This window comes from uncultured Serinicoccus sp., assembly GCF_947487915.1.
In the GTDB taxonomy this organism is placed as follows: Bacteria; Actinomycetota; Actinomycetes; order Actinomycetales; family Dermatophilaceae; genus Ornithinicoccus.
In genome coordinates, this window is record NZ_CANKYH010000012.1 from 58,789 (window position 1) to 82,210 (window position 23,422).

Annotated in this window: 20 protein-coding genes; 10 read left to right on the forward strand and 10 right to left on the reverse strand. The window is 74.8% G+C overall.

Features of this window, described 5'->3' with window-relative positions; all coding sequences use genetic code 11:
- Positions 1-3: 3 nt before the first annotated feature.
- From Q0795_RS15445 to Q0795_RS15465, 5 genes are read right to left on the reverse strand one after another with little or no spacing between them, the layout of a single operon-like run.
- Positions 4-1,053, reverse strand: coding sequence for a rod shape-determining protein (locus Q0795_RS15445; RefSeq protein ID WP_298891133.1), 1,050 nt, complete (start codon positions 1,051-1,053; stop codon positions 4-6).
- 19 nt (positions 1,054-1,072) lie between these two features.
- Complete coding sequence (locus Q0795_RS15450) at positions 1,073-3,640, reverse strand: CHAT domain-containing protein (protein ID WP_298891135.1); 2,568 nt, start codon at positions 3,638-3,640, stop codon at positions 1,073-1,075.
- Between the two features lie 7 nt (positions 3,641-3,647).
- Positions 3,648-4,142: a carboxypeptidase regulatory-like domain-containing protein gene (locus Q0795_RS15455; protein WP_298891137.1), complete on the reverse strand. Its 495-nt coding sequence runs from the start codon at positions 4,140-4,142 to the stop codon at positions 3,648-3,650.
- Positions 4,139-4,747 carry a sigma-70 family RNA polymerase sigma factor gene (locus Q0795_RS15460; RefSeq protein ID WP_298891139.1) on the reverse strand — a complete coding sequence of 203 codons (609 nt, stop codon included), beginning with the start codon at positions 4,745-4,747 and terminating at the stop codon, positions 4,139-4,141. Before Q0795_RS15460 ends, Q0795_RS15455 begins: the two co-directional genes overlap by 4 nt.
- Positions 4,747-6,435 carry a S8 family serine peptidase gene (locus tag Q0795_RS15465; RefSeq protein WP_298891141.1) on the reverse strand — a complete coding sequence of 563 codons (1,689 nt, stop codon included), beginning with the start codon at positions 6,433-6,435 and terminating at the stop codon, positions 4,747-4,749. The genes Q0795_RS15460 and Q0795_RS15465 overlap by 1 nt, the downstream gene beginning before the upstream one ends.
- Before the next feature lie 170 nt (positions 6,436-6,605).
- Here Q0795_RS15465 and Q0795_RS15470 point away from each other — a divergent pair, with 170 nt between their 5' ends.
- From Q0795_RS15470 to Q0795_RS15485, 4 genes are read left to right on the forward strand one after another with little or no spacing between them, the layout of a single operon-like run.
- On the forward strand, positions 6,606-7,925 hold the full coding sequence (locus tag Q0795_RS15470) for a hypothetical protein (RefSeq protein ID WP_298891142.1): 1,320 nt from the start codon (positions 6,606-6,608) through the stop codon (positions 7,923-7,925).
- Positions 7,922-8,818, forward strand: coding sequence for an aminoglycoside phosphotransferase family protein (locus Q0795_RS15475; protein ID WP_298891143.1), 897 nt, complete (start codon positions 7,922-7,924; stop codon positions 8,816-8,818). Before Q0795_RS15470 ends, Q0795_RS15475 begins: the two co-directional genes overlap by 4 nt.
- Positions 8,815-9,711 (forward strand): T3SS effector HopA1 family protein, encoded by an 897-nt coding sequence (locus Q0795_RS15480; protein ID WP_298891145.1) that lies wholly within the window; start codon positions 8,815-8,817, stop codon positions 9,709-9,711. Before Q0795_RS15475 ends, Q0795_RS15480 begins: the two co-directional genes overlap by 4 nt.
- Entirely contained in the window at positions 9,708-10,991 is a 1,284-nt protein-coding gene (locus Q0795_RS15485) for a lanthionine synthetase LanC family protein (protein ID WP_298891146.1), read from the forward strand. The genes Q0795_RS15480 and Q0795_RS15485 overlap by 4 nt, the downstream gene beginning before the upstream one ends.
- A 42-nt stretch (positions 10,992-11,033) precedes the next feature.
- Here Q0795_RS15485 and ndk read toward each other — a convergent pair whose 3' ends face one another.
- The 3 genes from ndk to Q0795_RS15500 are packed head-to-tail and all read right to left on the reverse strand — an operon-like array spanning position 11,034 to position 12,739.
- Positions 11,034-11,477, reverse strand: coding sequence for a nucleoside-diphosphate kinase (ndk, locus tag Q0795_RS15490; RefSeq protein WP_298891148.1), 444 nt, complete (start codon positions 11,475-11,477; stop codon positions 11,034-11,036).
- A 36-nt stretch (positions 11,478-11,513) separates the two neighbouring features.
- Positions 11,514-12,344, reverse strand: coding sequence for an undecaprenyl-diphosphate phosphatase (locus Q0795_RS15495; protein WP_298891151.1), 831 nt, complete (start codon positions 12,342-12,344; stop codon positions 11,514-11,516).
- Positions 12,345-12,346: 2 nt separating this feature from the next.
- A complete protein-coding gene (locus tag Q0795_RS15500) occupies positions 12,347-12,739 on the reverse strand; it encodes a DUF4233 domain-containing protein (protein WP_298891153.1) in 393 nt (130 codons plus the stop codon).
- A gap of 108 nt (positions 12,740-12,847) precedes the next feature.
- Here Q0795_RS15500 and Q0795_RS15505 point away from each other — a divergent pair, with 108 nt between their 5' ends.
- The 5 genes from Q0795_RS15505 to Q0795_RS15525 all read left to right on the forward strand — a co-directional run bounded on the left by Q0795_RS15505 (position 12,848) and on the right by Q0795_RS15525 (position 16,926).
- The gene (locus Q0795_RS15505; protein ID WP_298891155.1) at positions 12,848-13,480 is read left to right on the forward strand and encodes a DUF3105 domain-containing protein; all 633 of its coding nucleotides are present in this window, start codon (positions 12,848-12,850) and stop codon (positions 13,478-13,480) included.
- Positions 13,477-14,271, forward strand: a complete 795-nt coding sequence (locus Q0795_RS15510; RefSeq protein ID WP_298891157.1) for a DUF305 domain-containing protein — start codon at positions 13,477-13,479, stop codon at positions 14,269-14,271. Before Q0795_RS15505 ends, Q0795_RS15510 begins: the two co-directional genes overlap by 4 nt.
- Before the next feature lie 107 nt (positions 14,272-14,378).
- Positions 14,379-14,681, forward strand: a complete 303-nt coding sequence (locus tag Q0795_RS15515) for a hypothetical protein (RefSeq protein WP_298891161.1) — start codon at positions 14,379-14,381, stop codon at positions 14,679-14,681.
- Positions 14,682-14,701: 20 nt separating this feature from the next.
- Entirely contained in the window at positions 14,702-15,964 is a 1,263-nt protein-coding gene (locus Q0795_RS15520) for a cupin domain-containing protein (protein ID WP_298891163.1), read from the forward strand.
- Positions 15,961-16,926 carry a sucrase ferredoxin gene (locus Q0795_RS15525; RefSeq protein ID WP_298891166.1) on the forward strand — a complete coding sequence of 322 codons (966 nt, stop codon included), beginning with the start codon at positions 15,961-15,963 and terminating at the stop codon, positions 16,924-16,926. Before Q0795_RS15520 ends, Q0795_RS15525 begins: the two co-directional genes overlap by 4 nt.
- Positions 16,927-16,953: 27 nt before the next feature.
- Here the strand turns inward: Q0795_RS15525 and Q0795_RS15530 are convergent, their stop codons facing one another.
- On the reverse strand, positions 16,954-18,429 hold the full coding sequence (locus Q0795_RS15530; RefSeq protein WP_298891168.1) for a folylpolyglutamate synthase/dihydrofolate synthase family protein: 1,476 nt from the start codon (positions 18,427-18,429) through the stop codon (positions 16,954-16,956).
- Between the two features lie 21 nt (positions 18,430-18,450).
- Positions 18,451-21,804 (reverse strand): isoleucine--tRNA ligase, encoded by a 3,354-nt coding sequence (gene ileS / locus Q0795_RS15535; protein WP_298891171.1) that lies wholly within the window; start codon positions 21,802-21,804, stop codon positions 18,451-18,453.
- Between the two features lie 538 nt (positions 21,805-22,342).
- On the opposite strand from ileS, the gene Q0795_RS15540 reads away from it, so the two are divergent.
- A complete protein-coding gene (locus tag Q0795_RS15540; RefSeq protein WP_298891173.1) occupies positions 22,343-23,272 on the forward strand; it encodes a hypothetical protein in 930 nt (309 codons plus the stop codon).
- The last annotated feature ends 150 nt before the right edge of the window (positions 23,273-23,422 follow it).

Here is a 23,422-nt window from a genome sequence, read left to right on the forward strand (position 1 = left end):
CGGTCACCCCTGGAACGCGGGCTGGCGGGTCAGGACCTGACGCAGGGCCTTCATGTCGTCGACGCAGACGCCCGCCCCGCGGATGACCGCGTGCTGGGGGTGGTCGGCCAGGCGGACGGGCACCCCGAGCTCGTGCCGCAGGCGCTCGGTCCACCCGCGCAGCAGGGCCCCGCCCCCGGTCAGCGTCACCCCGGTGTCGAGGAGGTCACCGGAGAGCTCCGGCGGGCAGACGTCCAGGACGGCACGCACCGCCTCGACGACCTGCGCCGTCACCGGTTCGATCATCCGGCGCACCTCCTCGCTGTCCAGCTCGATGGTGCGGGGCAGCCCCGACCCGAGGTCGCGACCGCGCACCCGGGTGGTGCGCTCGGTCGCCAGCGGCCAGACCGCCCCCACCTGGTGCTTGATCTGCTCCGCGGACCGCTCCCCCAGCAGCAGGTCGTACGCCTCGCGCACGCCCTGCGCGACGGCCTCGTCCACCTCGTCGCCACCGACCCGCAGGCTCCGGGCGTTGACGACCCCGCCCAGGCTGATGACGGCGACGTCCGTGGTGCCCCCGCCCAGGTCGACGACCATGCTGGCGGCCGCGCTGTCGACCGGCAGCCCGGCCCCGATGGCCGCGGCCATGGCCTCCTCCACGACGAGGACCCGCCGCGCACCGCACCGCATCGCGGCGTCCTCCAGCGCCCGCCGCTCGACCGCGGTGACGCCGCTGGGCACGCACACCACGGTGCGCGGGCGGAAGAGCCGGGTCGGACGCACGCGCTCGACGAAGTGGCGCAGCAGCTGCTCGGTCACCTCGGAGTCGGTGATGACCCCGTCCGAGAGCGGCCGCAGGGTCAGCACCCGCTCGGGGGTCCGGCCCAGCATCTCGTGGGCCTTCGCCCCGGCCGCGACCAGCCGGCCGGTCGCCGTGTCGAGGGCCACCAGCGTCGGCTCGTCGAGGACGACGCCCCGTCCCTGGACGTGCACCTGCGTCGTCGCCGTGCCCAGGTCGATCGCGAGGTCGCGTCCGAGCAGGGTGGACCCTCGGGGGACGCGCGCAGTGCTCACCCCGGCATGGTACGCAGCGTCACGGGCCGACCGGGGTGGCGCTCCAGGGCGCTCCCCACGCCACGAAGGCGCCCGCGAGCGGGTGGGCCCGGGTGGCCGCCCGGCTCAGCGCCTCGTCGGCCGGCAGCCCCCGGGCGAGGAGCTCGTGGTAGCGCGGCAGGTGGTCCGCAGCCACCTCGTCGGGGATCCGGCAGGGCGCCGCCACGACGCTCTCCACCCCCAGCCAGAGCAGACCGGCCGCCAGACCCAGCGCCGCCGAACCGCCGCGGTGGCGGGACCGGCCCGAGTCGCAGGCCGAGAGGACGACGTGCGAGGCGCGCCGCGGCTGCCGCTCCAGGTCGGCCAGGAAGTAGGGGCCGTCGGCCAGCCACACCGAGGAGAACATCGGGCTGTCGTCCCGGTGCCGCCCGTGGGCGGCGACGTGGACCACGTCGTGGCGTCCCAGCGCCGCCGCGAGGTCCGCGGCGGTGGTCTCGTGATGCGCCCGGCCCTGCGGCCAGACCGTCGCGACGCGGTCCACCTCGTCCCTGGCGAGCCCCAGCCGCGGGCCGGCGAGGGCGGCCACCGTCGGCGCCGCCACCTCGGTGCCGCCCCTGGCCCAGGCGCTGACGCTCGGGGCGACGGGTGTCGGGTGGTCGCGACGGCTGGGCAGCAGACCCCACGGCACCGAGGCGAGCGCCGGGGTGGGCACGACGAGCGCCCTGCCCTCCAGCCGCAGCGGGCGCAGCACCCGCTCGTCCAGGGCCTGCACGGAGCGTTCCAGCGAGCGCTGCAGGGTCTGCTCCATCGGCCCCCCGAACGCCCGTGCGCCGGTCTCGAGGTCGGCCGCCAGCACCCTCGCCTCCTCCAGGGCGGGGGGCAGCGGACCCAGGTCGACCGTGCGCAGGCGACGCGCGGTGCCGGCCACCGCGAGGAGCCGGCCCTGTGACTCGATGAGGTACACCAACGAGGTCTCCCGCTCGGCCAGGCACCCGAGGGACCGTGCGAGCTCCTCCCGGGTGACCATCCCGCGGGGCCCGCCCTGGCCGGGGGCGGACCAGGACAGGGCGGCGACCGAGCGCTCCAGCTCCCGCAGCCGGCCGCGCATCCGGTGGGCCCGGTCCAGGTCCTCGCGCACCTGGTGCCGGAGGTGTCGCAGCACCGTCGTGCGTCGGGCCAGCTCGGGGTCCGCCGGAGGGAGGACGGCGGGTGACCTGCTCGCGGCCTCCCGCCAGCGTTCCACCGCGAGCAACGTCTCGCGCGGGGCCTCGGGTGCGACGGCCAGGTCGAGCCGGGCCAGGTCCTGCGCGTGCAGATGGGTGGCGGCCCGCAGCTCCAGGCTCGAGCTGCCGGCGAGCGTCTCGGTGAGGTCGGTCAGGGCCGCGCGCAGGTGGCGCCGCGCGGTCGGGGCGTCCTCGGCGTCCCGGGCCGCGGAGGCCAGCACGCCGCGCGCCCGCAGCCGGGTGCTCAGCGAGCCGACATGGGTGAGGTCGGCGGTCGCGCGCAGCAGGCGGACCGCCTCGTCCGTCCGCCCGCGGTCGACCTCGGTCTCCGCGACGATGAGCCGAGCCAGGTCCGCGGCCACGTGGTCTCCGTCGGCGTCGAAGGCCTCGACCAGCGCCCGCCCGCGCCGGGCGACGTCCCCGAGGCGGCCACCGCGCCGCCGTCGGGCGTCGAGCAGGACCAGCTCCGCGCGGCGCCGCAGCCCGGGAGCACGGTGCTGCAGGAGCCGCCTGGCCCGGGCCGCCCCCTCGGCCGCCTCCTCGTGCCGGCCCTCGACGAGCTCGGCCAGCGCGAGGTCGCCCTGGATCTCCCCGGCGACGAGGCGCTGCCCCGTGCTCTCGGCCTCCGTGGCGGCCCGCAGGAGCAGGTCGCGGGCCTCGTCGACCAGGCCGGAGTCGAGCAGGGTCCGGGACCGCCCGTGGAGGGCCACGGCCCGTGACGCCCCCTGGCCCAGCCGCTCCATGTCGCGGTACAGCTGCAGGGCCCGGGGCAGGTCCCCGGACAGGGCGACCGTCTGCGCCAGGTTGTGCCGGGCCATGAACTCCTGCACCGGCAGGTCGTGCTCGCGCGCGATGCGCGCCGCCTCGGCGAAGTCGGTCTCGGCGCTCGAGGGGTCCGGACCGTCGACCCGCACCGCCCCCCGCGAGAGCAGCAGCTCGAAGCGGTCGGCCGGACCCAGCTGGTCGACGGAGGTCAGGGCCCGCTCCAGGTGCTCCAGCGCGGTGCTCGTGTGCCCGGTGCGCCCGTTGATCATCGCCAGCTGCAGTCGACACTTCGCGACCAGGACCACCCGGACCTCCGGCTCGAGGCCCTCGGCCAGCTCGAGCGCGCGACCGGCCGCCTCCAGCGCGCTGTCCGCACCGTGGCGCTGCACCAGCGAGGTGCTCAACGACAGCAGCAGCCGCGCCTCGGCCTCTGGGGCCGCGGCGTCGCCCGAGCCCACCGACTCCACGCCCGGCACCCGCGCGGGCCGCTGCTCGTGGAGCATCCGCAGGGCGCGGCGCAGCAACCGCTCCCCCTCGGCCGGCCGACCCTCGACGTTCGCCGACCGGCCCTGGACGAAGAGTGACCCGACCGAGACCGGGGCGTCCGTTGCTCTCGGCATCCCTGCCTCAGAGGGTGAACGTCGGGGTCACGACCGTCCGGCCCCCCGGCGGACGCACGACGAGATAGGCCGGGCCGCAGCTGACGGAGGCCAGCACGAACCGTCCGTCGTGCACCGGCACCCACTCCGAGCGGCCGTCCGGCCGCGCCAGCTCGATCTCGTCGACGTCGCAGGTGAGCCACCCGTCGACGCGCGCGGTCCCGTCGCGCTCGGCGGTCACCGTCACCATGATGCTCACACTGTCGGTGCTGAAGGTCACCGTGGTCGCCTGGTCCGGCTCGTCGTCGTCGTCGGCCCGGGTGAGCGCCAGGGGGGCACGGGTCAGCTCGGCGACCTCCGCGTGCAGCGCCCGGACCGTGAGGGCGTAGGCGATCCGCTCGGTGAGCCCCGCGGGGCACGGGTCCAGCCGGGTGACGGTCTCGCGCAGCTCGGTCAGCACGGCGCCGTCGCCCTCGTCCCACGGGCGGGCAGCGACGCCCCCCCTCTCGCGGTCATCGTTCATGGTCCTGCCCACCTCTCGTCGGCGGCCAACGAGCGCCGCAGCTTGTCCAGGCATCGTCCACGGGTCGGGCCGATGCTCCCCCGGGGCATGTCCAGCGCCGCCGAGATCTCGTCGTAGTCGGGGCGGTCGCAGAAGGCGACGATGCGCAGCAGCTGCCGGCAGCGCTCAGAAAGCCCCTGCACCGCCGCCCACAGGGTCTGCTGCCGCTCGGTGAGGACCGCCAGCGCCTCGGGGCCGGGGTCGGCCCCACCCGGGTCCACGGTGCCCGTCGGGTCGTGCTGGGTGCGGCGGGACAGCTTGGCGGTGCGCCAGCTCTCCCGCTTGACCGACACGACCAGCCACCCCAGCACCGCCTCGCTCTCCCGGATGTCCCGGGCCCGCTCGACCAACCGGATCCACACGTCCTGGACGACGTCCTCGGCGGCGTCCCGGTCGCAGCCGTGAGCACGGGCGACGTGCCACAGCAGCGGGGTCACCAGGTCGACCAGCTCGCCCAGCGCCTGGTCCTGCCCCTCGCGGTAGCGGTGGAAGCAGGCACCGGCCTGCTCCCCGAGGGAGGGCCGCTCCCGGTCGGTCCGGACGTCCGGGTCGTCGTCGGTCAGCATCACGTCTCCTTGAGCAGACGCCGCAGGGCCTCGGTGGCCCGTCGGCGCATGTCCTGGGGGGCATCCTTCTCGTCGTCCTTCGCCTGCTGCGCGGCCAGGTCGGCCGCCAGCTGGCCGGCCAGCCACGGGGCCGCGAAGCTGGTGCCGCTCCACACCCCGAACCCGCCGCGCAGGTCGTCCGGGTCGGGCGTGGCACGGTCGGGCCCACCGTGGGGACCAGAGGTGGAGCGGTCGGCCTGCGCCGAGGCGTCGAAGGTCACCGGCAGCGTGCTGACCACGTTGACCCCGGGGCGGTGGGTGGTCACCCACGGCCCCGCGTTGCTGAACATCGCCACGGTGCGCCCGTCGGGGTTGAGCGCCCCCACGCAGACCAGCGGCACCGGCTGGTCGGTGTCCAGGGCGGTGCCTGGACCCACCGCCCAGCCGCCGGGGTACAGAGGGGTGGTGGTCGCCTGGTTGCCGGCTGCGGCGACCACGGCGACCCCGGCCCGGCCGAAGAGGTCGAGGAGATGGCGCACCGGGTGCTCGGACACCTGCCCGTCCTGGTGGTAGAACCCGAGCGACAGGTTGAGCACGTCGACGACGCCGCCGGCCTCGTCGAAGTCCTCCCGGCCCCGGTCCTGATGGAGGTGGTGCAGGACCAGCAGGACCGCCAGCGTGCGGGTCACGTCCTGCTCGGCGGCCAGCCCCGCGGAGTCCAGCACCGGCAGCGCCACGATCCGGGCCCCCGACGCGGCCTGCCGCACGACCCCGGCCACGAAGGTGCCGTGCCCGGAGAGGAGGTCCAGGGCGCCGGTCAGCTCGTTCTCGACGCCGGTGCCCTCCGGCCACGGTGCCGGACGGCCGCCCGGGAGGACGGGCCAACCCAGCAGCGAGCGCCGCTGCTGCGCGAGGTCGGACCCGGTGAACCACGGGTGCTCCCCGAGACCGGTGTCGGGGACCACGACCACCGGGGCGCGGCGGGCGGGTCCGGGACGGGTGGGGTCGGGCAGGGCCAGCTGCACGGGAGCACGGTCGGGTGCGATGCCGGGTACCCCGGTCTGGCCGCCCCAGTAGAGCCCTCCGCCCTGGCCACCCCAGTAGAGGCCACCACCCTGGCCGCCCCAGTAGAGGCCACCACCCCCCGGCAGCACCAGGTGCTCGAGGTCGACGTCCTCGAGCCCGGCAGCGCGCGCGGCCAGGAGCAACGACCACGGGTCGGGTTCCTCCACCCGGGCGTCGGGGACCACGTAGACGCGCGAGGCGTAGCCCGCGTCCAGCTCCGCCACGCTCACCGAGCCCACCCGCAGCCCGGGGTCGAGGCGGGTCACGGGGTCGTCGGGGTCCATCGGCCCGCCGCGCACCTGCTCGAAGTCCTTCCCGGCACCGGGCTCGGCCCCCGACTCGACCGCGAGGAGCAGCCACCGGCCGAACGCCTCGTCGGCGGCGTCGGGGAGCAGCGTGACGGCATACCCGGCCTCGCGCAGGACCCGCTGCAGCTCGTCGACGCGGTCGGCCGCGGAGACCCCCAGCAGTCCCGCGACGAGCAGCCGGGTGTTGAGGTATGCCGTCGCCGCCGGGGCGGGCAACCGCCTGCCGGTGCGCGGGTCCCCCTCCCGGGGTGCCGTCGCCGGGTCGAGCACGCGGGCGTCGTGCCGGCGGAGCAGGGAGCCGGGCAGGTGCAGGTCGACGGGCTCGACGTCGGGCATGGGGCCTCCTTGTGCCGGCTCGGTCCCTGCGGGGCCCAGCCTAGGGGTCAGGTGTCGTTCAGAGAACCCCCATCACCCGCAGATACTCCGGATCGTGACGTATCTGCGCACCGGTGGTTCGCTCTGGACCCCCGTGGTGCCGCCCGGCACCCCGAGACCAGGAGGTAGCCATGGAGCACGACGCGGTAGCCGCCGCACGTATCCGCCCGACGAAGGAGCAGGTCGAGGACGACCTGCTCAACCTCGACGGCGTCGTCGGCGTGGACATCGGTGAGAAGATCAGCGACGGCAAGCCCACCGGGGAGCTGAGCATCGTCGTCTACGTCGAGGCCAAGAAGTCGCCCTCCCGGGTCCCCAAGGGTCAGCAGGTACCGGCCGAGGTGGGGGGCGTCCCCACCGACGTGCAGGAGCTGGTCATCGAGCTCCAGGGCGGGCCCGGACTCTACGCCGGCGACCCGCTGAGCGACACGAGCAAGCACCCGACGATCCGGGGCGGCATCAGCATCGGCCCGGCCCGGCACCAGAACGCGGGGACGGGTGGCGCCCTGGTGCGCGACACGAGCACCGGCGCGGTCAGCCTGCTCACCAACTTCCACGTGGCCTGCGTGGACACGTCCTGGGCGGCCGGCGAGGCCGTCCTGCAGCCGGGGCGCTTCGACAGCGGTGACCCGACGACCGACCAGGTGGGCACCCTGACGCGCGGCGTCATCTCCGAGCAGGTGGACGGGGCCGTGGTGCGCCTGGACGCCGACGAGACCTGGGCCGACGAGGTGGTCGACATCGGTGCCGTCGGCGGCAGCGCGGCCGCGGTGGTCGGCATGGCGGTCCAGAAGCGAGGCCGGACCACCGAGCACACGCACGGGGAGGTGGTGTCGGTGGACGCGACGGTGACGCTGGACTACGGCGACGGCGTCGGTATGCGGACCCTGCGCCACCAGGTCTCCGTCCGACCGGCCACCGGCGCGCCGCGGTTCTCCGACCGGGGCGACTCCGGCTCGGTCGTCATGAACGGGAGCCGCCAGGTGGTCGGGCTGCTCTTCGCCGGTGCCCGGGACGGCAGCCTGACCTTCGCCAACCCGATCGCCTCGGTGCTCTCCGAGCTCGAGGTCACCCTGAACCCGCCGCGGACGGTGCTGCCGCCGCCGCTGCGCTCGAGGATCACCGTGCTGTGCCCGACGCGCACCGAGCCCTGGTGCCCGGGGGCGCGGGTCACCAGGCCCTGGCTCGACTGCCCGCCGGTGCTGCGGACCCGCCCGTTCGTCGACTGCCCGCCGATCCGCCTCACGCGGGTGCCGGACTGCCTGCCGCCGGACAGCCGCCTCTGCCCGCCCCCCGTCAGCCGCGTGTGCGGTGGCTGGCAGAACCCCTACCAGCAGGGCTGGGACGAGGACCCGACGACCGACGCCTCCTGGTGGGCCGGGTACCACGCCGCCCTCGACCAGGTCGCCCAGGAGCTCGACGAGGCGGAGCAGGACGGGCCGCTCGCATGAGGAGCGCCCCGGCCCTGCTGGCGCAGGCGATCACGCAGGGGGTGGTCGCCTGCGCCGGCGTGCTCGACGGGGAGGTCCGGCTGGTGCCGTGCTCGCGCAGCAACCTCGTGCACCGCCTCGACGTGGACGGTGTCCCGGTGGCCTTCGGCAAGCAGCAGGGTGAGGCGACGGCGACCGACGGGCTGGCGACGGTGACGCAGGAGGCGGCGGTGCTCGGGGCGCTGCAGGGTGGGCCGGTGCCGGGGCTGCTGCACGCGGACGAGGAGGCGGTCTGGACCACCGCGGTCCCCGGGGCCCCGTTGCACGAGACGCTGCCCCGCGACCCGCTCGCCGTGGCGCACGCCCTGGGGCGGACCCTCGCGACCCTGCACCGCCACCCGGTGCCCGCGACGACCGCCCTCCCACGCGCCACCCGGCCCTGGCCGCTGACCGGGCAGGCCCCGGCGAGCGTGCGCAGCGCGCCACCGGGCTCGGCAGCGGCCCAGCTGGCGGCCCAGGTGCTCGACGAGGGGGGTGAGGAGTCCCGCGTCGCGCGCGGTGCCGCCCGACGATGGGGCCGGCGACGCCTCGTCCACGGGGACCTCTCCGCCGACAACGTGCTGGTGTCGTGGGGCACGACCGGTCCGGTCGCCCGCCTCGTCGACCTCGAGGACGGCGGCCTCGGGGAGCCCTCCTGGGACCTGGTGTGCGCCCTCCGGGTCCTCGACGACTGCCTCGGCCTCGCGGACGTCGAGGCCGCCCGCCGAGCGCTGCTGGACTCCTACGCGGCCGGCTCGGGACCGGGGGTGGAGGACCCCGCGCTCCGGCTGGTGCACGACGTCATGGCCGACACCCGCAGCGCGCTCAGCGACCTGGTGTCCTGGGGGCACCTCCAGCAGGTGCTCGCCTCATGAGCACCGTCACCCGGGCGCTGCACGACGCGGCGCGGGTCGCCGGCTCCGGACCCGCCCCGGCGGACCCGCGCGAGCTGGCCGGTCGGCTCTACGCGCAGTGGTATGCCGCCCCGGCCACGTCGGCGCGGGAGCCGGTCGGGCCGCCGCTGGCCGGGCTGCTGGACGCCCGGCTCCTCGGCGTGGGCGGGTGGCGGGCGGTCACGGTCCGCCGGCTCGACCCGGGCGGGGGGCTGGTGGTCCGGGACCCCGGTGGCCGCCACCACGCCGTGCTGCCCGGCCGGTGGACCCGTCCGCCGGGATCCGGGGAGGCCGCACCGACCTCGCTGCCGCCCCGCGAGGGACAGCAGATCCTGGTGCCGCCCGTCGGCGGCCCGGTCCTCGCCGAGTCGTGGTGGCGCACGTGGTCCACGGAGTGGGTGCATCCCGCGCCCCCCGGGCCGCTGACCCGGATCTACCTCTGCCCCCGGCTGGACCATCTGGTGCACGCGGTGGGTCGGGCGGTCGAGGCGCTCGTGACGCTGAGCAGCCCGTGGCTGCTCAAGTGCGCTGTGGACGACGAAGCCCTCCGGCGCCCGGACCGGGTCGTCGCCTACGTCCCGGACCCGGTGGCACCCGCCGCGCTGGCGGTGCTGGAGGACGCGACGCGCGGGTGGCTCGAGCCGCACACGCCACCGCTCACCCAGGTGCACGCCCCCGGTCTCGGCTGGGCGCAGGACGACGGTGACGGCGCCAGCTTCGGGGAGAACAGGTGCGCGGCCCTGGCCCGGGGCCTGACGGCAGGGCAGCAGGCCGGAGGCCCGCAGGACGAGGAGCCGATGGCCCGGCGCGCCCTGCGCGACGCCGGGATCGACGACCGGCACCCGCACCTGCGCAGGGCGGGGCCGGCGTCGTGAGCCCGCGGCAGACGAGCACGCACCGCGGCGGGGACGGGGCCGCCGTCGACACCGGCGCGCGGGAGGGCGTGGAGACGCTGGCGCGGGCGGCGACGCAGGCGGTCGTGGGCGCCGCGCTGCACGACGGCGGGCGGGTCGGCTGGGTGACCTGGTCGCGCACCGACGCCGTCACCACCGCCCTGCACGTCGCGGGACCTGAGGTCTACGACGGTGACGCCGGCGTCGCCTGGGCCCTGGGCCTGCTGGCGCCGCTCCACCCCCGCCCGGAGGAGGCGCTCGCCCTGGCCCGGGCCGCCGTTCCCGCTCGTGCGCCGGGGGCGGCCGGCCTGCTGGACGGCGCGGCCGGGGTGGCCCTGGTGCGAGCCGCCCTCACCGGGGCGCCGGCCACCGCCCCCGCGCCCGGGTCCCTCACCGGCTGCAGCGACCACCTCGACGGGTTGTCCGGGCTGCTGCTCGCGACGCTGAGCCTCGGGGCGCCACCCCGGGAGAGCGCCGCCGTCGGACGCGCGCTGCTCGACTGCGGTCGGGCCGACGGGGAGGGATGGTGCCATCCGGGACCGCCGGACGAGCACGGAGCGGCTGCCACGCCGCTCACCGGCCTGGCGCACGGCAGCAGCGGCGTCCTGCTCGCCCTCGGTCACTGGCTGGCGAGCGATCCGGCTCCTCCCCTCGCGAGGGCGGCGCGCGAGCGGTTCCTGCGGACCTGGCTCTGGGAGAGCGCCTGGGTCGACCGGGTGCTGGGCTGGCCGGACCTGCGGGACGAGCCCCCGGCCTACCCCGTCCTGTGGTGCCACGGCGCCGCCGGGGTGACCGCCGTCCGCCTGGAGCTCGGCCGGCTGGCCGACGCGGGCGTCGACCTCGGGGTGCCCGCGACCGCGCTGCGCAGCCAGGCGGACGCGGGGGTGCTGCTGTGCCGCGAGCAGGTGGAGCTGAGCGCCGAGGCGGCCCGACGGCAGCTGGCGGACACCGGGCCGGCGTCGGTCCGGGTCGACCCCCACGACGCCGGTCTCACGCTGTGCCACGGCCTGGGGGGCCCGTTGGACGTCCTGGCCTCGGCGGCCGCGGACGGCGACGCCGAGCACCTGGAGGCGACCCGCACGGCGGTGCTGCAGGTGGCCGGGCTGCTCGGCGAGGACCCGCACCTGTGGCCGACGGGTCAGCGGACTCGCGGGGGTTACGGGCTGTTCCAGGGTCTGTCGGGGACGGCGCTCGTCCTGGCCCGGCTGGCGCGTCCCGAGCTCGGGCTGCCCTCGCCGGGGCTGTTCGGCGTCCCGGTCTGAGCGATCACTGGTGGACGGTTGGGTGAGACAGGAGTAGGTCTCTCAGCCCTGGGCCGGGAACCAGATGGCGATCTCGCGGTCTGCGGACTCGGGGCTGTCCGAGCCGTGGACGATGTTCTGCTGGACCGTGAGCCCCCAGTCGCGACCGTGGTCGCCGCGGATGGTGCCCGGGGCCGCGGCGGTCGGGTCGGTCGCCCCCGCGAGGGACCGGAAGCCGGGGATGCAGCCGTGGCCCTCGATGACGGCGGCGGTCACCGGCCCGGAGGACATGAACTCCAGCAGCGGCTCGTAGAACGGCTTGCCCTCGTGCTCGGCGTAGTGCGCCTCGAGCTGCTCGCGCGAGGGGGTGACCACCGCCAGCGCCGCCAGGGTGTAGCCCTTGGCCTCGATGCGGCGCAGCACCTCCCCGGTCAGCCCGCGGCGGTAGCCGTCCGGCTTGACGAGGACGAGGGAGCGTTCGGTCCGGGGGGCGCTGGTGTCGGTCACGGGCACCAGGGTATGCCGTGCCGCCCGCCCCGCGGGTCAGGGCTGCAGGACTCCGGCGCCGAGCAGCCCGAAGAGCACGAGCGCCAGGACGATGCGGTAGACCATGAACGGCGTGAAGGTGTGGGTGGTGATGTAGCGCATGAACCAGGCGATGACGGCATACCCCACGAGGAACGCGAGCACGGTGGCCACCGCGATCGGGCCCCAGCCGGTGCCGGAGCCGATGGCGTCGCCGGTGGCCACCTTGACCAGCTGCAACCCGCCCGAGGCCAGGACCGCCGGGATGGCCAGGAGGAAGGAGTAACGGGCGGCCGCCTCCCGGGTGAAGCCCATGAAGAGACCGCCGGCGATGGTGCCGCCGCTGCGCGAGACGCCCGGCACGAGGGCCAGCGCCTGCCACAGCCCGAAGCCGAGGCCCTGGCGCCAGGTCAGCTCGGTGAGCTCGCGCTCCTGGCGTCCGACGCGCTCGGCGGCCAGGATGACCAGCGCGAAGACCAGGAGCATGGTGGCGGTGAGCCACAGGCTGCGCAGGTCGGTCTCGATCCAGTCCTGCAGGAGCAGCCCGAGGATGCCGATGGGCAGGGTGCCCAGGATGACCCACCAGCCGAGCACCGCGTCCGGGTCGGTGCGCGGGATGCGGCCGGCCAGCGAGGCGAACCACGCCCGGACGATCCGCACGATGTCGCGCCAGAAGTAGAGCAGGACAGCGGCCTCGGTGCCGAGCTGCGTGATGGCGGTGAAGGCGGCGCCCGGGTCCTCCTGCCCGAGGAGCCGACCGACGATCGAGACGTGCGCGCTGGAGGAGATCGGCAGGAACTCGGTGAGCCCCTGCACGATGCCCAGGACGACGGCGCTGAACAGGTCCACGGTCAGCTCCCCCCCTGCTCCTGCTCGTGCTGGCGCTCCTGCTCCGCCCGCTGCGCGGTCAGCCGGTCCATCCGGACGCCCTGCGTCAGGCACAGCCACCAGAGGAAGCCGAAGAGCCCGGCCACCACGAACATCGCCGGGAGCACGATCCCGGCGGCCAGGGTGAGGAACTGGGCGACCCAGCCGAGCAGGATCCCCCGGCGGCCTCGCAGCGCGCCCGCCGCCACCAGGCAGAGCGCGGCCAGAGCCAGCCCGCCCCAGAGGAACGCGCCCGCCCGGGGGTCGCCGGTGGTCTGCCCCAGCCGCCAGGCGACGAGGGCACCGAGGAAGACCGACAGGGCCTGGGCGATCAGCGTCGTGGCGCACAGACGTCGGGTGAGGGTGCCGGGAGTCACGCCCCTCATCCTCCCAGACCCCGCCTGAGAGGCCTCTCAGCAACCCGCCAGCACCACGGCATACCCTGAGGTCGACACCACGGCCCGTCGCAGACCAGGAGCGCCCTGATGCCCCGACCCGACCGCACCCCCGCGGCCTCCGACCGCGCCGCCAAGGCGGCCAAGATCCAGAAGGCCGGCGCCGCCGCCGACCGGCGCCGAGGCGTCCTCATCTGGGGCTCGGCCGTCGCCGTCGTGGTCCTCATCGTCGGCGCCGTCGTCTTCGCCGTCGTGCGGGACTCCCCCGCCTTCGTCGACCTGGCCGGCGTGGAGGACTTCGAGAACACCGCGGCGGACCACCGCAACGAGCAGATCGACTACGACTCGGCCGTGCCGCCCGGCGGCCCGCACCACCCGGCCTGGTGGGACTGCGGGGTCTACGCGGAGGAGGTGCCGACCGAGCACGCGGTGCACTCCCTGGAGCACGGTGCGGTCTGGCTGACCTACCAGCCCGACCTGCCGGCGGACCAGGTCGAGGTGCTCGCGGGTCTCGGCGACGAGGAGTACATGCTCGTGAGCCCGGTCGCCGACCAGGAGTCGCCGGTCATGGCGACGTCGTGGAACCACCAGCTGGAGCTGGACACCGCGGACGAGAGGACCCTGCAGGCCTTCATCCGCGAGTACCGACAGGCGCCGGACACCCCCGAGCTCGGTGCGGCGTGCACGGGCGGGACGGTGACCGACCTGGTGGCGCGTCAGTGAGCGACCCCGTCGTCGAGCAGGAGGACCCGCCGGTCGCCGGCGCCCGACCCCGGGACCGCTGGCGTACCTTCGGCGCTCCCGCTCTCGCGGCGGTGACCGTCCTCGCGCTGTGCCTCGGGGCCCTCGTGGGGTGGCTGGCCTTCGGTGAGCGGACCCCGCCCGACGACGGCGCCGACGCCGGCTTCGCCCGGGACATGAGCGAGCACCACGCCCAGGCGGTCCAGATGTCGCAGCTGGTGATGCAGCGCACGGAGGACGAGGACGTGCGCCGGCTGGCGGTCGACATCAGCAACAACCAGGGCTACGAGCGCGGGATGATGGGGACCTGGCTGGACGACTGGGGACTCCCGCGGGCGCGCGGCGAGGAGCGGATGGCCTGGATGTCCATGGAGGACATGGCGGGGCATGAGGGCATGCAGGACATGGAGGACCTGCCGGAGGGGGTGCCCATGCCCGGTATGGCCTCCCCCACCGAGATCCAGGAGCTCACCGACGCCTCGGGGCAGGAGGCCGAGGTGCTCTTCCTCCAGCTCATGACGACCCACCACATCTCCGGGGTGGAGATGGCCGAGGCCGCCGTCGCGCAGGCCACCCAGCCCGAGGTCCTGCTCGCCGCGCAGAAGATGGTGGACGCCCAGCAGGGCGAGATCATCCTCATGCGCGACATGCTCGCCGAGCGGGACGCCACGCCCCGCGAGGACGTCGAGGCCTGGCTCGCGGCGCAGGAGGCGGCGGCGGCCGAGGACGCCCCCGCGCCGGACCCGGGCTCCGGCGGGCACGGCGACCACTGAGACCGGCGGCTCGGCGCGGTTGCGGTTGCGGGGCGCCGGGCCACGAAGGATGCTCGTGACGGGGCCGCGGTCCACGCGGCCCGACCCACGACTGAAGGGTGGACGCGATGAGCACGCAGGACAACGACCCGTTCGAGGACGTCCCCGAGGCGGGCCCGGCGACCACGGGCGACGCGGACGGTCACGCCGGCCCCGGCGGTGACGGCGGTGCCGACGGTGGCGCGGACGGTCACGCTGGCCCCGGTGGTGACGGCGGTGCCGACGGTGGCGCGGACGGCCACGCGGGCCCCGGTGGTGACGGCGGTGCCGACGGTCACGCCGGCCCGGGCGGTGACGGCGGTGCCGACGGTGGCGCGGACGGTCACGCGGGTGCCGGGGGTGACGGCGGAGCCGACGGTCCCGCCGAGTGACGGACGCACAACCGCACGTGGTGAGGGCCGGGCGACCGGCCCTCACCCGGCTCCTGGGCCGCCTCGACGCCGACACCTTCGCCCGCGAGCACTGGGGGCATACCCTCCACCTCGCCGCGGTCGAGGAGCGGGGCGGCGACGAGTTCGCCGACCTGTTCTCCCTCGACACGGTCGACGAGCTCGTCTCCGACCGCGCGCTGCGCACCCCCTTCCTGCGGGTGGCCAAGGACGGCTCGACGCTGCCGGAGTCCACCTTCACCTCCTCCGGCGGTACGGGCGCCGGCATGCCCGACCAGGTCGACGACACCCGGCTGCTCCGGCACTTCGCCGACGGCTCGACCCTGGTGCTGCAGGGGCTGCACCGGACGTGGGGACCGATCCGGGCGTTCGCGGCCGACCTGGCCGACGACCTCGGTAGCCCGGTGCAGGTGAACGCCTACATCACACCCCCGGCCAACCAGGGCTTCGACGACCACTACGACGTCCACGACGTCTTCGTGCTGCAGGTCTCCGGCACCAAGCGGTGGTCGCTGCGCGAGCCCGTCCTGCCGCAACCGCTGCGCAGCCAGCCGTGGACCGACCGCCGTGAGGAGGTGGGCGCCCGCGCGCAGGAGCCGGCCTTCCTCGAGACCACGCTGCGCCCCGGGGACTGCCTCTACCTGCCCCGTGGCTGGATCCACTCCGCCCGGGCGATGGGCGAGGTGAGCGCCCACCTCACCATCGGGGTGCACGCCTGGACCCGGCACCACGTCGCGCGCACCGCGCTCGACCTCGTGGGTGCCGGTCTCGGCGAGGAGGACGAGGTGCGCCGCAGCCTGCCCCTGGGGGTCGACCTCTCCTCCCCCGACGGCTGGGGAGAGGACGTCGAGCAGGTCCGGGCCGCCCTCCTGCGACGGCTGCGCGACCTGCCCGCCGAGGAGCTCGCCGCCGCGCTGGAGACAGACCACCGACGCAGCACCCGTCCGGCCCCGGTCCGCCCGGTGGCCCAGGCCGCCGCCGCCGAGGGGCTGGGCGCGGACGACGCCGTGGTGCTCCGCCGCCACCTCGCGCCCGCGCTGCGGGACGACGGCGACCGGGTGAGCCTCGTCTCGCGGGTCGCCACCTTCACCCTGCCCGCGGCCTACCGGCCGGCCCTGGAGCGCCTGCTGGAGGCCGAGCCGGTCGTGGTCCGCGACCTCGGTGCGCTCGCCGGCCTGGACGACGACGCGGCGCTCGAGCTCGGGCGCGGGCTGCTGCGCCGCGGGGTCGCCTGCCTTCCGGGCCCGACCGGCCGGACCGGATGACCGAGTCCTTCCGCTGCTCCGACGCCGCCCGTGAGCGCGGCGACGCGGTCCTGGGCACCGCTCCCCCGCAGCCCCGGCTGCTGCTCGTCGAGGTGCCGGGTGGCTGGCCCCCGGACGCACTCGCGGCGCTGCCGCGCGAGTCCGGCGACGACCTCGTGCAGGTGATGACCGACCGCTCCGCCCGGCTCCTGCTCATCCGGCGGCCAGGAGGGCAGCACCGTCCGGACGGTCCCTGGCAGTGGTATGCCGTGGACCCCGCGGCGCGCCCGGGCGCCCGGGTGGTGGGCGGCACGTGGTCCACCGGCACCGAGCTCCTCGCGGCGGCGACCTCGGCGCTCGCCGGGGTTGCTGCTCAGGACCCGGGAGTGGTCGACGAGGAGCTGCTGCTGGTCTGCACCCACGGGCGCAAGGACGTGTGCTGCGCGGTGCGCGGACGGCCGGTGGCTGCCGTGTTGAGCCAGCTGTGGCCGGACGAGGTGTGGGAGTGCTCGCACACCGGTGGGGACCGGTTCGCCGCCAACCTGCTCGTGCTGCCCGACGGTGCGTGCTACGGCGGGCTGGACGCCGACCAGGCCGCCGGGGTCGTGCGCGAGCACCGGGCCGGGGCGCCGGCGGTGGCCCACCTGCGCGGCCACATCGGCCAGCACCGCCTGGTGCAGAGCGCCGTGGTGGCGGCCCTCGGCCGCTGGGGGGTGCCCTGGGACGCGGTGCGGCCGGTCGGCGCCCCGCAGGTGCTGCCCCCGACCGAGGAGGACGGTGCGGGCGTCGGGACAGGAGACGTCGTGGCGCGGTGGCGCACCGACGTCACGGTGGAGGGGCACGGCCTGTGGCGGGCGTCGGGGGTCGAGCGTCTGGCTCCGGCCCAGCGGCTCACCTGCCGCGCCGCGCAGGCGGGGTCCGTGCGGGTGCCCGAGGTGGTCGGCTGGAGCGCCGTGCCCGGGTCGGGCGCCGACTCCCGCTAGCCGGTCGTGGTCGGGCGCCGACTCCCGCTAGCCGGTCGTGAGCCCCAGCAGCGCGCGCACCTCGGCCGCCGTGGTCACCGAGCCGGTGGCCAGGACGGCGCCGCCGACCCCGCCGTCGTCGGCCAGGCCCGCCGCCACGTCCAGCGCGTCGGGAAGGGCGTCGACCACGGTGACCCGGTCCTCGCCGAAGAACTCGGCCACCAGCTCACCGAGGCGGTGCGGCCGGATGGCCCGTGGCGACGTGGTGCGCGACACGACCACGTGGTCGAGCACCGGCTCCAGCGCCTGGATCATCGGCTCGGCGTCCTTGTCCTCCAGGACGGCGAGCAGCCCGACGAGGCGGGTGAAGGTGAAGGACTCCCTCAGCGCCTCCACGAGGGCCTCCACCCCGGCCGGGTTGTGCGCGGCGTCGACCAGGACGGTCGGCGAGCGGCGGACGATCTCGAGCCGCCCCGGCGACGAGACGTCGGCCAGTCCGCCCCGGAGGACCTCGTCGCTGAGCGGCTGCTCCCCTCCCCCCACGAAGGCCTCCACCGCGGCGATCGCCAGGGCGGCGTTGTGCGCCTGGTGCCCGCCGAAGAGCGGCAGGAAGAGGCCGTCGTAGTCGCCGGCCAGGCCGCGCACCGACACCTGCTGGCCACCGACGGCGATCTCCCGAGCCAGCACCCCGAAGTTCACCCCCTCGGCCTTGAGGTCGGCCCCGACCTCCTCGGCGCGCTCGGTGAGGACGTCCATGACCTCCGGCTCCTGGACCCCCACGACGGCGATGGCCCCGGGCTTGATGATCCCGGCCTTCTCCGTGGCGATCTCCTCGAGGGTGTCCCCGAGCAGGCGGGTGTGGTCCAGCGCCACCGGCGTGACCACGGCGACGTCGCCGTCGGCGACGGACGTGGCGTCCCACACCCCGCCGAGCCCGACCTCCACCACGGCGACCTCGACCGGGGTGTCGGCGAAGGCGGCATACGCCACGCAGACGAGCACCTCGAAGTAGGTCATCCGCACGCGGCGGGCCGGGTCCTCGTCGGCGGCAGACTCGAGGTCCACCATCTCGACGAAGGGCAGCACGTCGTCGTAGGCGGCGAGGAAGGCCTCGACGGAGACCGGCTCGCCGTCGGTGCTGATGCGCTCGCGCATGTCGTGCAGGTGCGGGCTGGTGAACCGGCCCGTCCGCAGACCCATCTCCCGCAGGACCCGCTCGACCATCCGGGCCGTCGAGGTCTTGCCGTTGGTCCCGGTGAGGTGGATCATCCGGAAGGTGCGCTGGGGGTCGCCCATGAGCTCCATGACCCGGGCCACGCGGTGCAGGCTGGGCTCGGGCATGTGCTCCGGCGTGCGGGCCAGGATGTCCTCGCTGACCTGCGTGTAGCGCGCGAGGTCGGCCGGGTCGGGGGCCGGGACGGCCCCACCGCGGGTCGAGGGTGCCTCGTCGCTGGGGACGGCACCGCCGGCGTCGAGCGGCAGCTCGGTGCTGCCGTCCTCACCCTCGAAGAAGTTGTCACTCATCCGTGCTCATCTCCTCTGACCTCAGCGGTCGACGGTGGCGATCATGAGCTCGACGCTGCGTCCGGCGTCCAGCGTGGCGGTCCCACGGTAGGCGCCGGTCGTGCGGGCCGAGACCGGGGGCAGGGGGGTGCCCGAGCCGGCGGCGCCGAACTGCACGGCGAGGGTCTCGGTCATGACGAGCTGCTGATGGGTCATGGCGGCGTCCCACACCTCGTCGTCGCCCACCACGGTGAGGCTGATCCGGTCGGTGACCTCCAGACCGGCGTCCTTGCGGGCGCCCTGCACCGCGCGGACCAGGTCGCGCGCCAGGCCCTCCTTGGCGAGGTCCTCGGTCACCTCGGTGTCGAGGACGACGAAGCCACCACCGTGACCACCAAGCATGGCGGTCGCGCGCGAGCCGGCACCCTGCTCGGCGCGGTCGCCGAGACCGTCACCCACGACGGTCTCGAGGGTGAACTCGCCCTCGACCAGCTCGATCCCGCCGCTGGTCACGGTGCCGTCCTCGGCCACCCGCCAGTCGCCGGACTTGCTGCCCCTGATGGCCTGCTGCACCTGCTTGCCCAGCCGGGGCCCGGCGGCCCGGGCGTTGACGGCCAGCCGCTGCTCGACACCCCAGTCCGCGGCGGACTCCTCGCTGCTGTCCTGGACCACCACCTCTCGCACGTTGACCTCGTCCCGCACGATGTCAGCCAGGTCCGACAACCCCTGCGGGTGGGCCGTGACGACGGTGAGCCGGGCGAGCGGCAGCCGGACACGCAGCCCCTGCGCCTTGCGCAGCCCGAGCGTCGTCGAGCAGACCTCGCGCACGGTGTCCATCGAGGCCACCAGCTCGGCGTCCGCCGGCAGGTCGCCGGCCTCCGGCCAGTCGGTGAGGTGCACCGACTCGCCGCCGGTGAGCCCACGCCATACCTCCTCGGTCAGCAGCGGGAGCAGCGGCGCGGCGACCCGGCAGGTGATCTCGAGCACGGTGTAGAGCGTGTCGAAGGCCTCGTGGTCCTCGGCCCAGAAGCGGTCGCGGGAGCGCCGGATGTACCAGTTGGTGAGGACGTCGACGAAGTCGCGGATGACCTCGGCGGCGACCGCGATCTCGTTGCCGTCGTAGGCGGCCTGCGCCGACTCGACGAACTCACGGGTCTTGGCCAGGACGTAGCGGTCGAGCTGGTGCTCCGAGCCGGTCGACCAGCGCGCCTCGTAGCCCGCGGCGTTGGCGTAGAGCCCGAAGAAGTACCACGCGTTCCACAGCGGGATCATCGTCTGCCGCACGCCGTCACGGATCCCCTGCTCGGTGACGATCAGGTTGCCGCCACGCAGGATCGGGGAGGACATGAGGAACCAGCGCATCGCGTCGGCCCCGTCGCGGTCGAAGACCTCGCGGACGTCGGGGTAGTTCTTCAACGACTTGGACATCTTCTGCCCGTCGCTGCCGAGCACGATGCCGTGCGACAGGCAGGTCGAGAACGCCGGCCGGTCGAAGAGCGCGGTGGCGAGGATGTGCAGCGTGTAGAACCAGCCGCGGGTCTGCCCGATGTACTCGACGATGAAGTCGGCCGGGAAGTGCTCCTCGAACCACTGCTCGTTCTCGAACGGGTAGTGGACCTGCGCGTAGCTCATCGAGCCGGAGTCGAACCACACGTCGAGCACGTCCTCGACCCGGCGCATGGTGCTCCCGCCCGTGGGGTCGTCGGGGTTGGGCCGGGTCAGCTCGTCGACGAACGGCCGGTGCAGGTCGACGTTGCCGTCGCGGTCGCGCGGGAGCGTGCCGAAGTCGGCCTCGAGCTCCGCGAGGCTGCCGTAGACGTCGATGCGCGGGTAGGCCGGGTCGTCGCTGCGCCACACCGGGATCGGGCTGCCCCAGAAGCGGTTGCGGGAGATCGACCAGTCACGGGCGTTCTCCAGCCACCGGCCGAACTGCCCGTGCTTGATGTGCTCGGGCACCCAGGTGATGTCCTCGTTGGTGCGCAGCATGTCGTCCTTGAACGCCGTGACCTCGACGAACCAGGAGGAGACCGCCTTGTAGATGAGCGGCTGCTTGCAGCGCCAGCAGTGCGGGTAGGAGTGGGCGTAGGACTCGCGGCGCAGCAGCACGGTGCCCTCGGTCACCGAGCCGGTGTCGTGCGGCTCCCCGCCGAGCTGGTTGCGGGTGGCGGCCTTGAGGTGGTCCATGATCGGCGCGTTGGCGTCGAAGACCAGCATCCCGGCGTACTCCTCCACCGGGGTGGTGAAGGCACCGTCCGGGCCGACCGGCATGACCGGCTCGATGCCCTCGCGATCGGTCACCACCTTGTCGTCCTCACCGAAGGCGCCGGCGGTGTGGACCAGGCCGGTGCCGTCGGTGGTCGTGACGAACTCGGCGACGACCAGCCGGTGCGCCCGCTCCCAGCCCTCGTAGTAGGAGAACGGCGGCACGTAGGAGCGGCCGGTCAGCTGCGCGCCGGTGTAGGTGCCGAGCACCTGCGGGTCCTCGCCGAGCTCGTGGGCGTAGGCGGAGAGCCGCTCCTTCGCGACGAGGTAGCGCTCACCGCCCCCGGCGCCGGCGTCCTCGGAGGTGGCGCCGGGCAGCGGCGCCCGCACCACGACATACTCGATGTCCTCGCCGACCATGATCGCGAGGTTGGCCGGCAGCGTCCACGGCGTGGTGGTCCACACCAGCGCGAGCGCGCCGTCCAAGACATCATCGGCGGTGTCACCGGGCAGCAGCCGCGCCCCGACGGTGACCGCCGGGTCCTGGCGCACCTGGTAGACCTCGTCGTCCATCCGCAGCTCGTGGTTGGACAGCGGGGTCTGGTCGTTCCAGCAGTACGGCAGGACGCGGAAGCCCTCGTAGACCAGGCCCTTGTCGTGGAGCCGCTTGAACGCCCACAGCACCGACTCCATGTAGTCGACGTTGAGCGTCTTGTAGTCGCCCTCGAAGTCGACCCAGCGCGCCTGGCGGGTGACGTAGTCCTGCCACTCGTCGGTGTACTTGAGCACCGACTCGCGGCACTTGGCGTTGAACGCCTCGATGCCCAGGCCGAGGATCTCGTCCTTGGTCTTGATGCCGAGCTGGTCCATCGCCTCGAGCTCGGCGGGCAGCCCGTGGGTGTCCCAGCCGAAGCGCCGCTCGACCCGCTTGCCCCGCATGGTCTGGTAGCGCGGCACGACGTCCTTGACGTAGCCGGTGAGCAGGTGGCCGTAGTGCGGCAGGCCGTTGGCGAAGGGGGGACCGTCGTAGAAGACGTACTCGTTGGCGCCGCCCTCACCGGCGTCGCGCTGCTCCACGCTCTTGGCAAAGGTGCCGTGCTCGCGCCAGTAGGCCAGCACGGCCTGCTCGATCTCCGGGAAGCGCGGGGCGGAGGTCAGCGCGGCGGCGGAGGTGCTGGACTGGGGGTAGGCCATGGGCGGGCGGCTCCTGGGATGTGGCGGGGCGGGCGTCGCGTGCGGTCGGGTCGTGGTCGATCTGTGCCACGAGGACGACGCTGCCGGGGTATGACGCCCGGTCGGCACCGCGGTACCACCTCGCTTGCCCGCCGCTGCCCGCTGACCCTGGTCGGGCCTGCTGACGCGGCGTGCCGCTTCGTTCCGGCTGTGACGGGCCTACCCGTGCGGGTCTAGTGGGCTCATCGTCGGGTCACGGTGGCCGTTCTTCCGCAGGCTCGCCGCTGATGACGGCTCAGACGCCTGTGATCACCATGCTAACGCCTCCCCGGGCCTGTGCTGCCGTTCCCGTGCTGCGGCGGCGCCGACTGCCAGGACACGCCCCGACTCATCGGCTGGAGCGTTCACGTGAACGCTCCAGCCGACGACACGCCCATGACGACCGGCTACAGCGTTCACGTGAACGCTGCAGCCGCAGGTGGTGGTCCAGACGCCCGGGGTCAGCCGACCCTGTGGACAAGTTCTGCGGTCGACGGGCGTTCTCCGGCAGCCTGACGACATGCCGCTCGACCCCACCCGACCGTTCCTCCGGCAGGCCGGCTTGCGCGCCGGTCTGACGAAGCACGAGCTCGACGGGCCGAGGTTCCACACCGTCTTCGGCAGCGTCAGGCTCGCCTCCGACGTCCCCCTCACCCCGGAGGTGCTCGGCCGGTGCGCGTCCCTCGTGGTGCCACGGTGCGCCGTCAGCCGGCACACGGCGGCCGAGGTGTGGGGAGGGGCGGTGCCCCCGACGGCGTGGACCCACGTCAGTGTCGCCCGAGCCGAGGACCGACGGGCCCGGGTGGGCCTCAGGTGCCACGTCAACCCCTCAGCTGTCGTGCGCACTCGGGCGGGCCTGCGGCTGACCACACCGGCCCAGACCGTGCTGGACCTGTCCCGCGGACTGTCACTCGTCGACCTCACCGTGCTGGCCGACTCCCTCCTGCACCGGCGCGTCCTCACCCCGGCCGAGCTCGAGCAACGCCTCGACGCCTGCCAGGGTGCGCTCCCGCGCGTCGCGTCCCTCGCGCGGACGCTCGTCCGGCCAGGGGCGGAGTCGCCCATGGAGACCCGGGCCCGGCTGCTGCTCGTCCTGGCCGGGCTTCCCGAGCCCGTGCTGCAGCACGAGGTGGGGGACGTCAGGCATCTTTTCCGCCTCGACCTCGCCTACCCCGAGCTCAGGGTGGCCGTCGAGTACGACGGTCGTCACCATGCGCAGGACGCCCGGCAGTGGGGCCACGACCTCGGACGGCGGGAGTGGTTGGACGGTCGGGGGTGGCGGTTGGTCGTGCTGCGCTCCGGGGACGTCTACGGCACCCCCTGGGCGACCGCGCTCCGGGTCGCCGGGGTGCTCGCCGAGCGCGGTGTGGTCCGGAACCTGCCCGCGCGTCCACCGGCGAGCTTTGCCAGCCACTTCCCGGAGCAGCCGTGGCGCATAGCCCGACCCTGACGCCGCACCCTTTTGGAGCAGCGGCTCAGGCGTTCACGTGAACGCCTGAGCCGGTCATCGTCGGCGGTTCGGGGGGGGGGCCCGGGCCCATTGACAAGGAACCGCACCCCCGGGGAACCCACCCGGGCCCGCGGCCGGGGGGCACGCCCC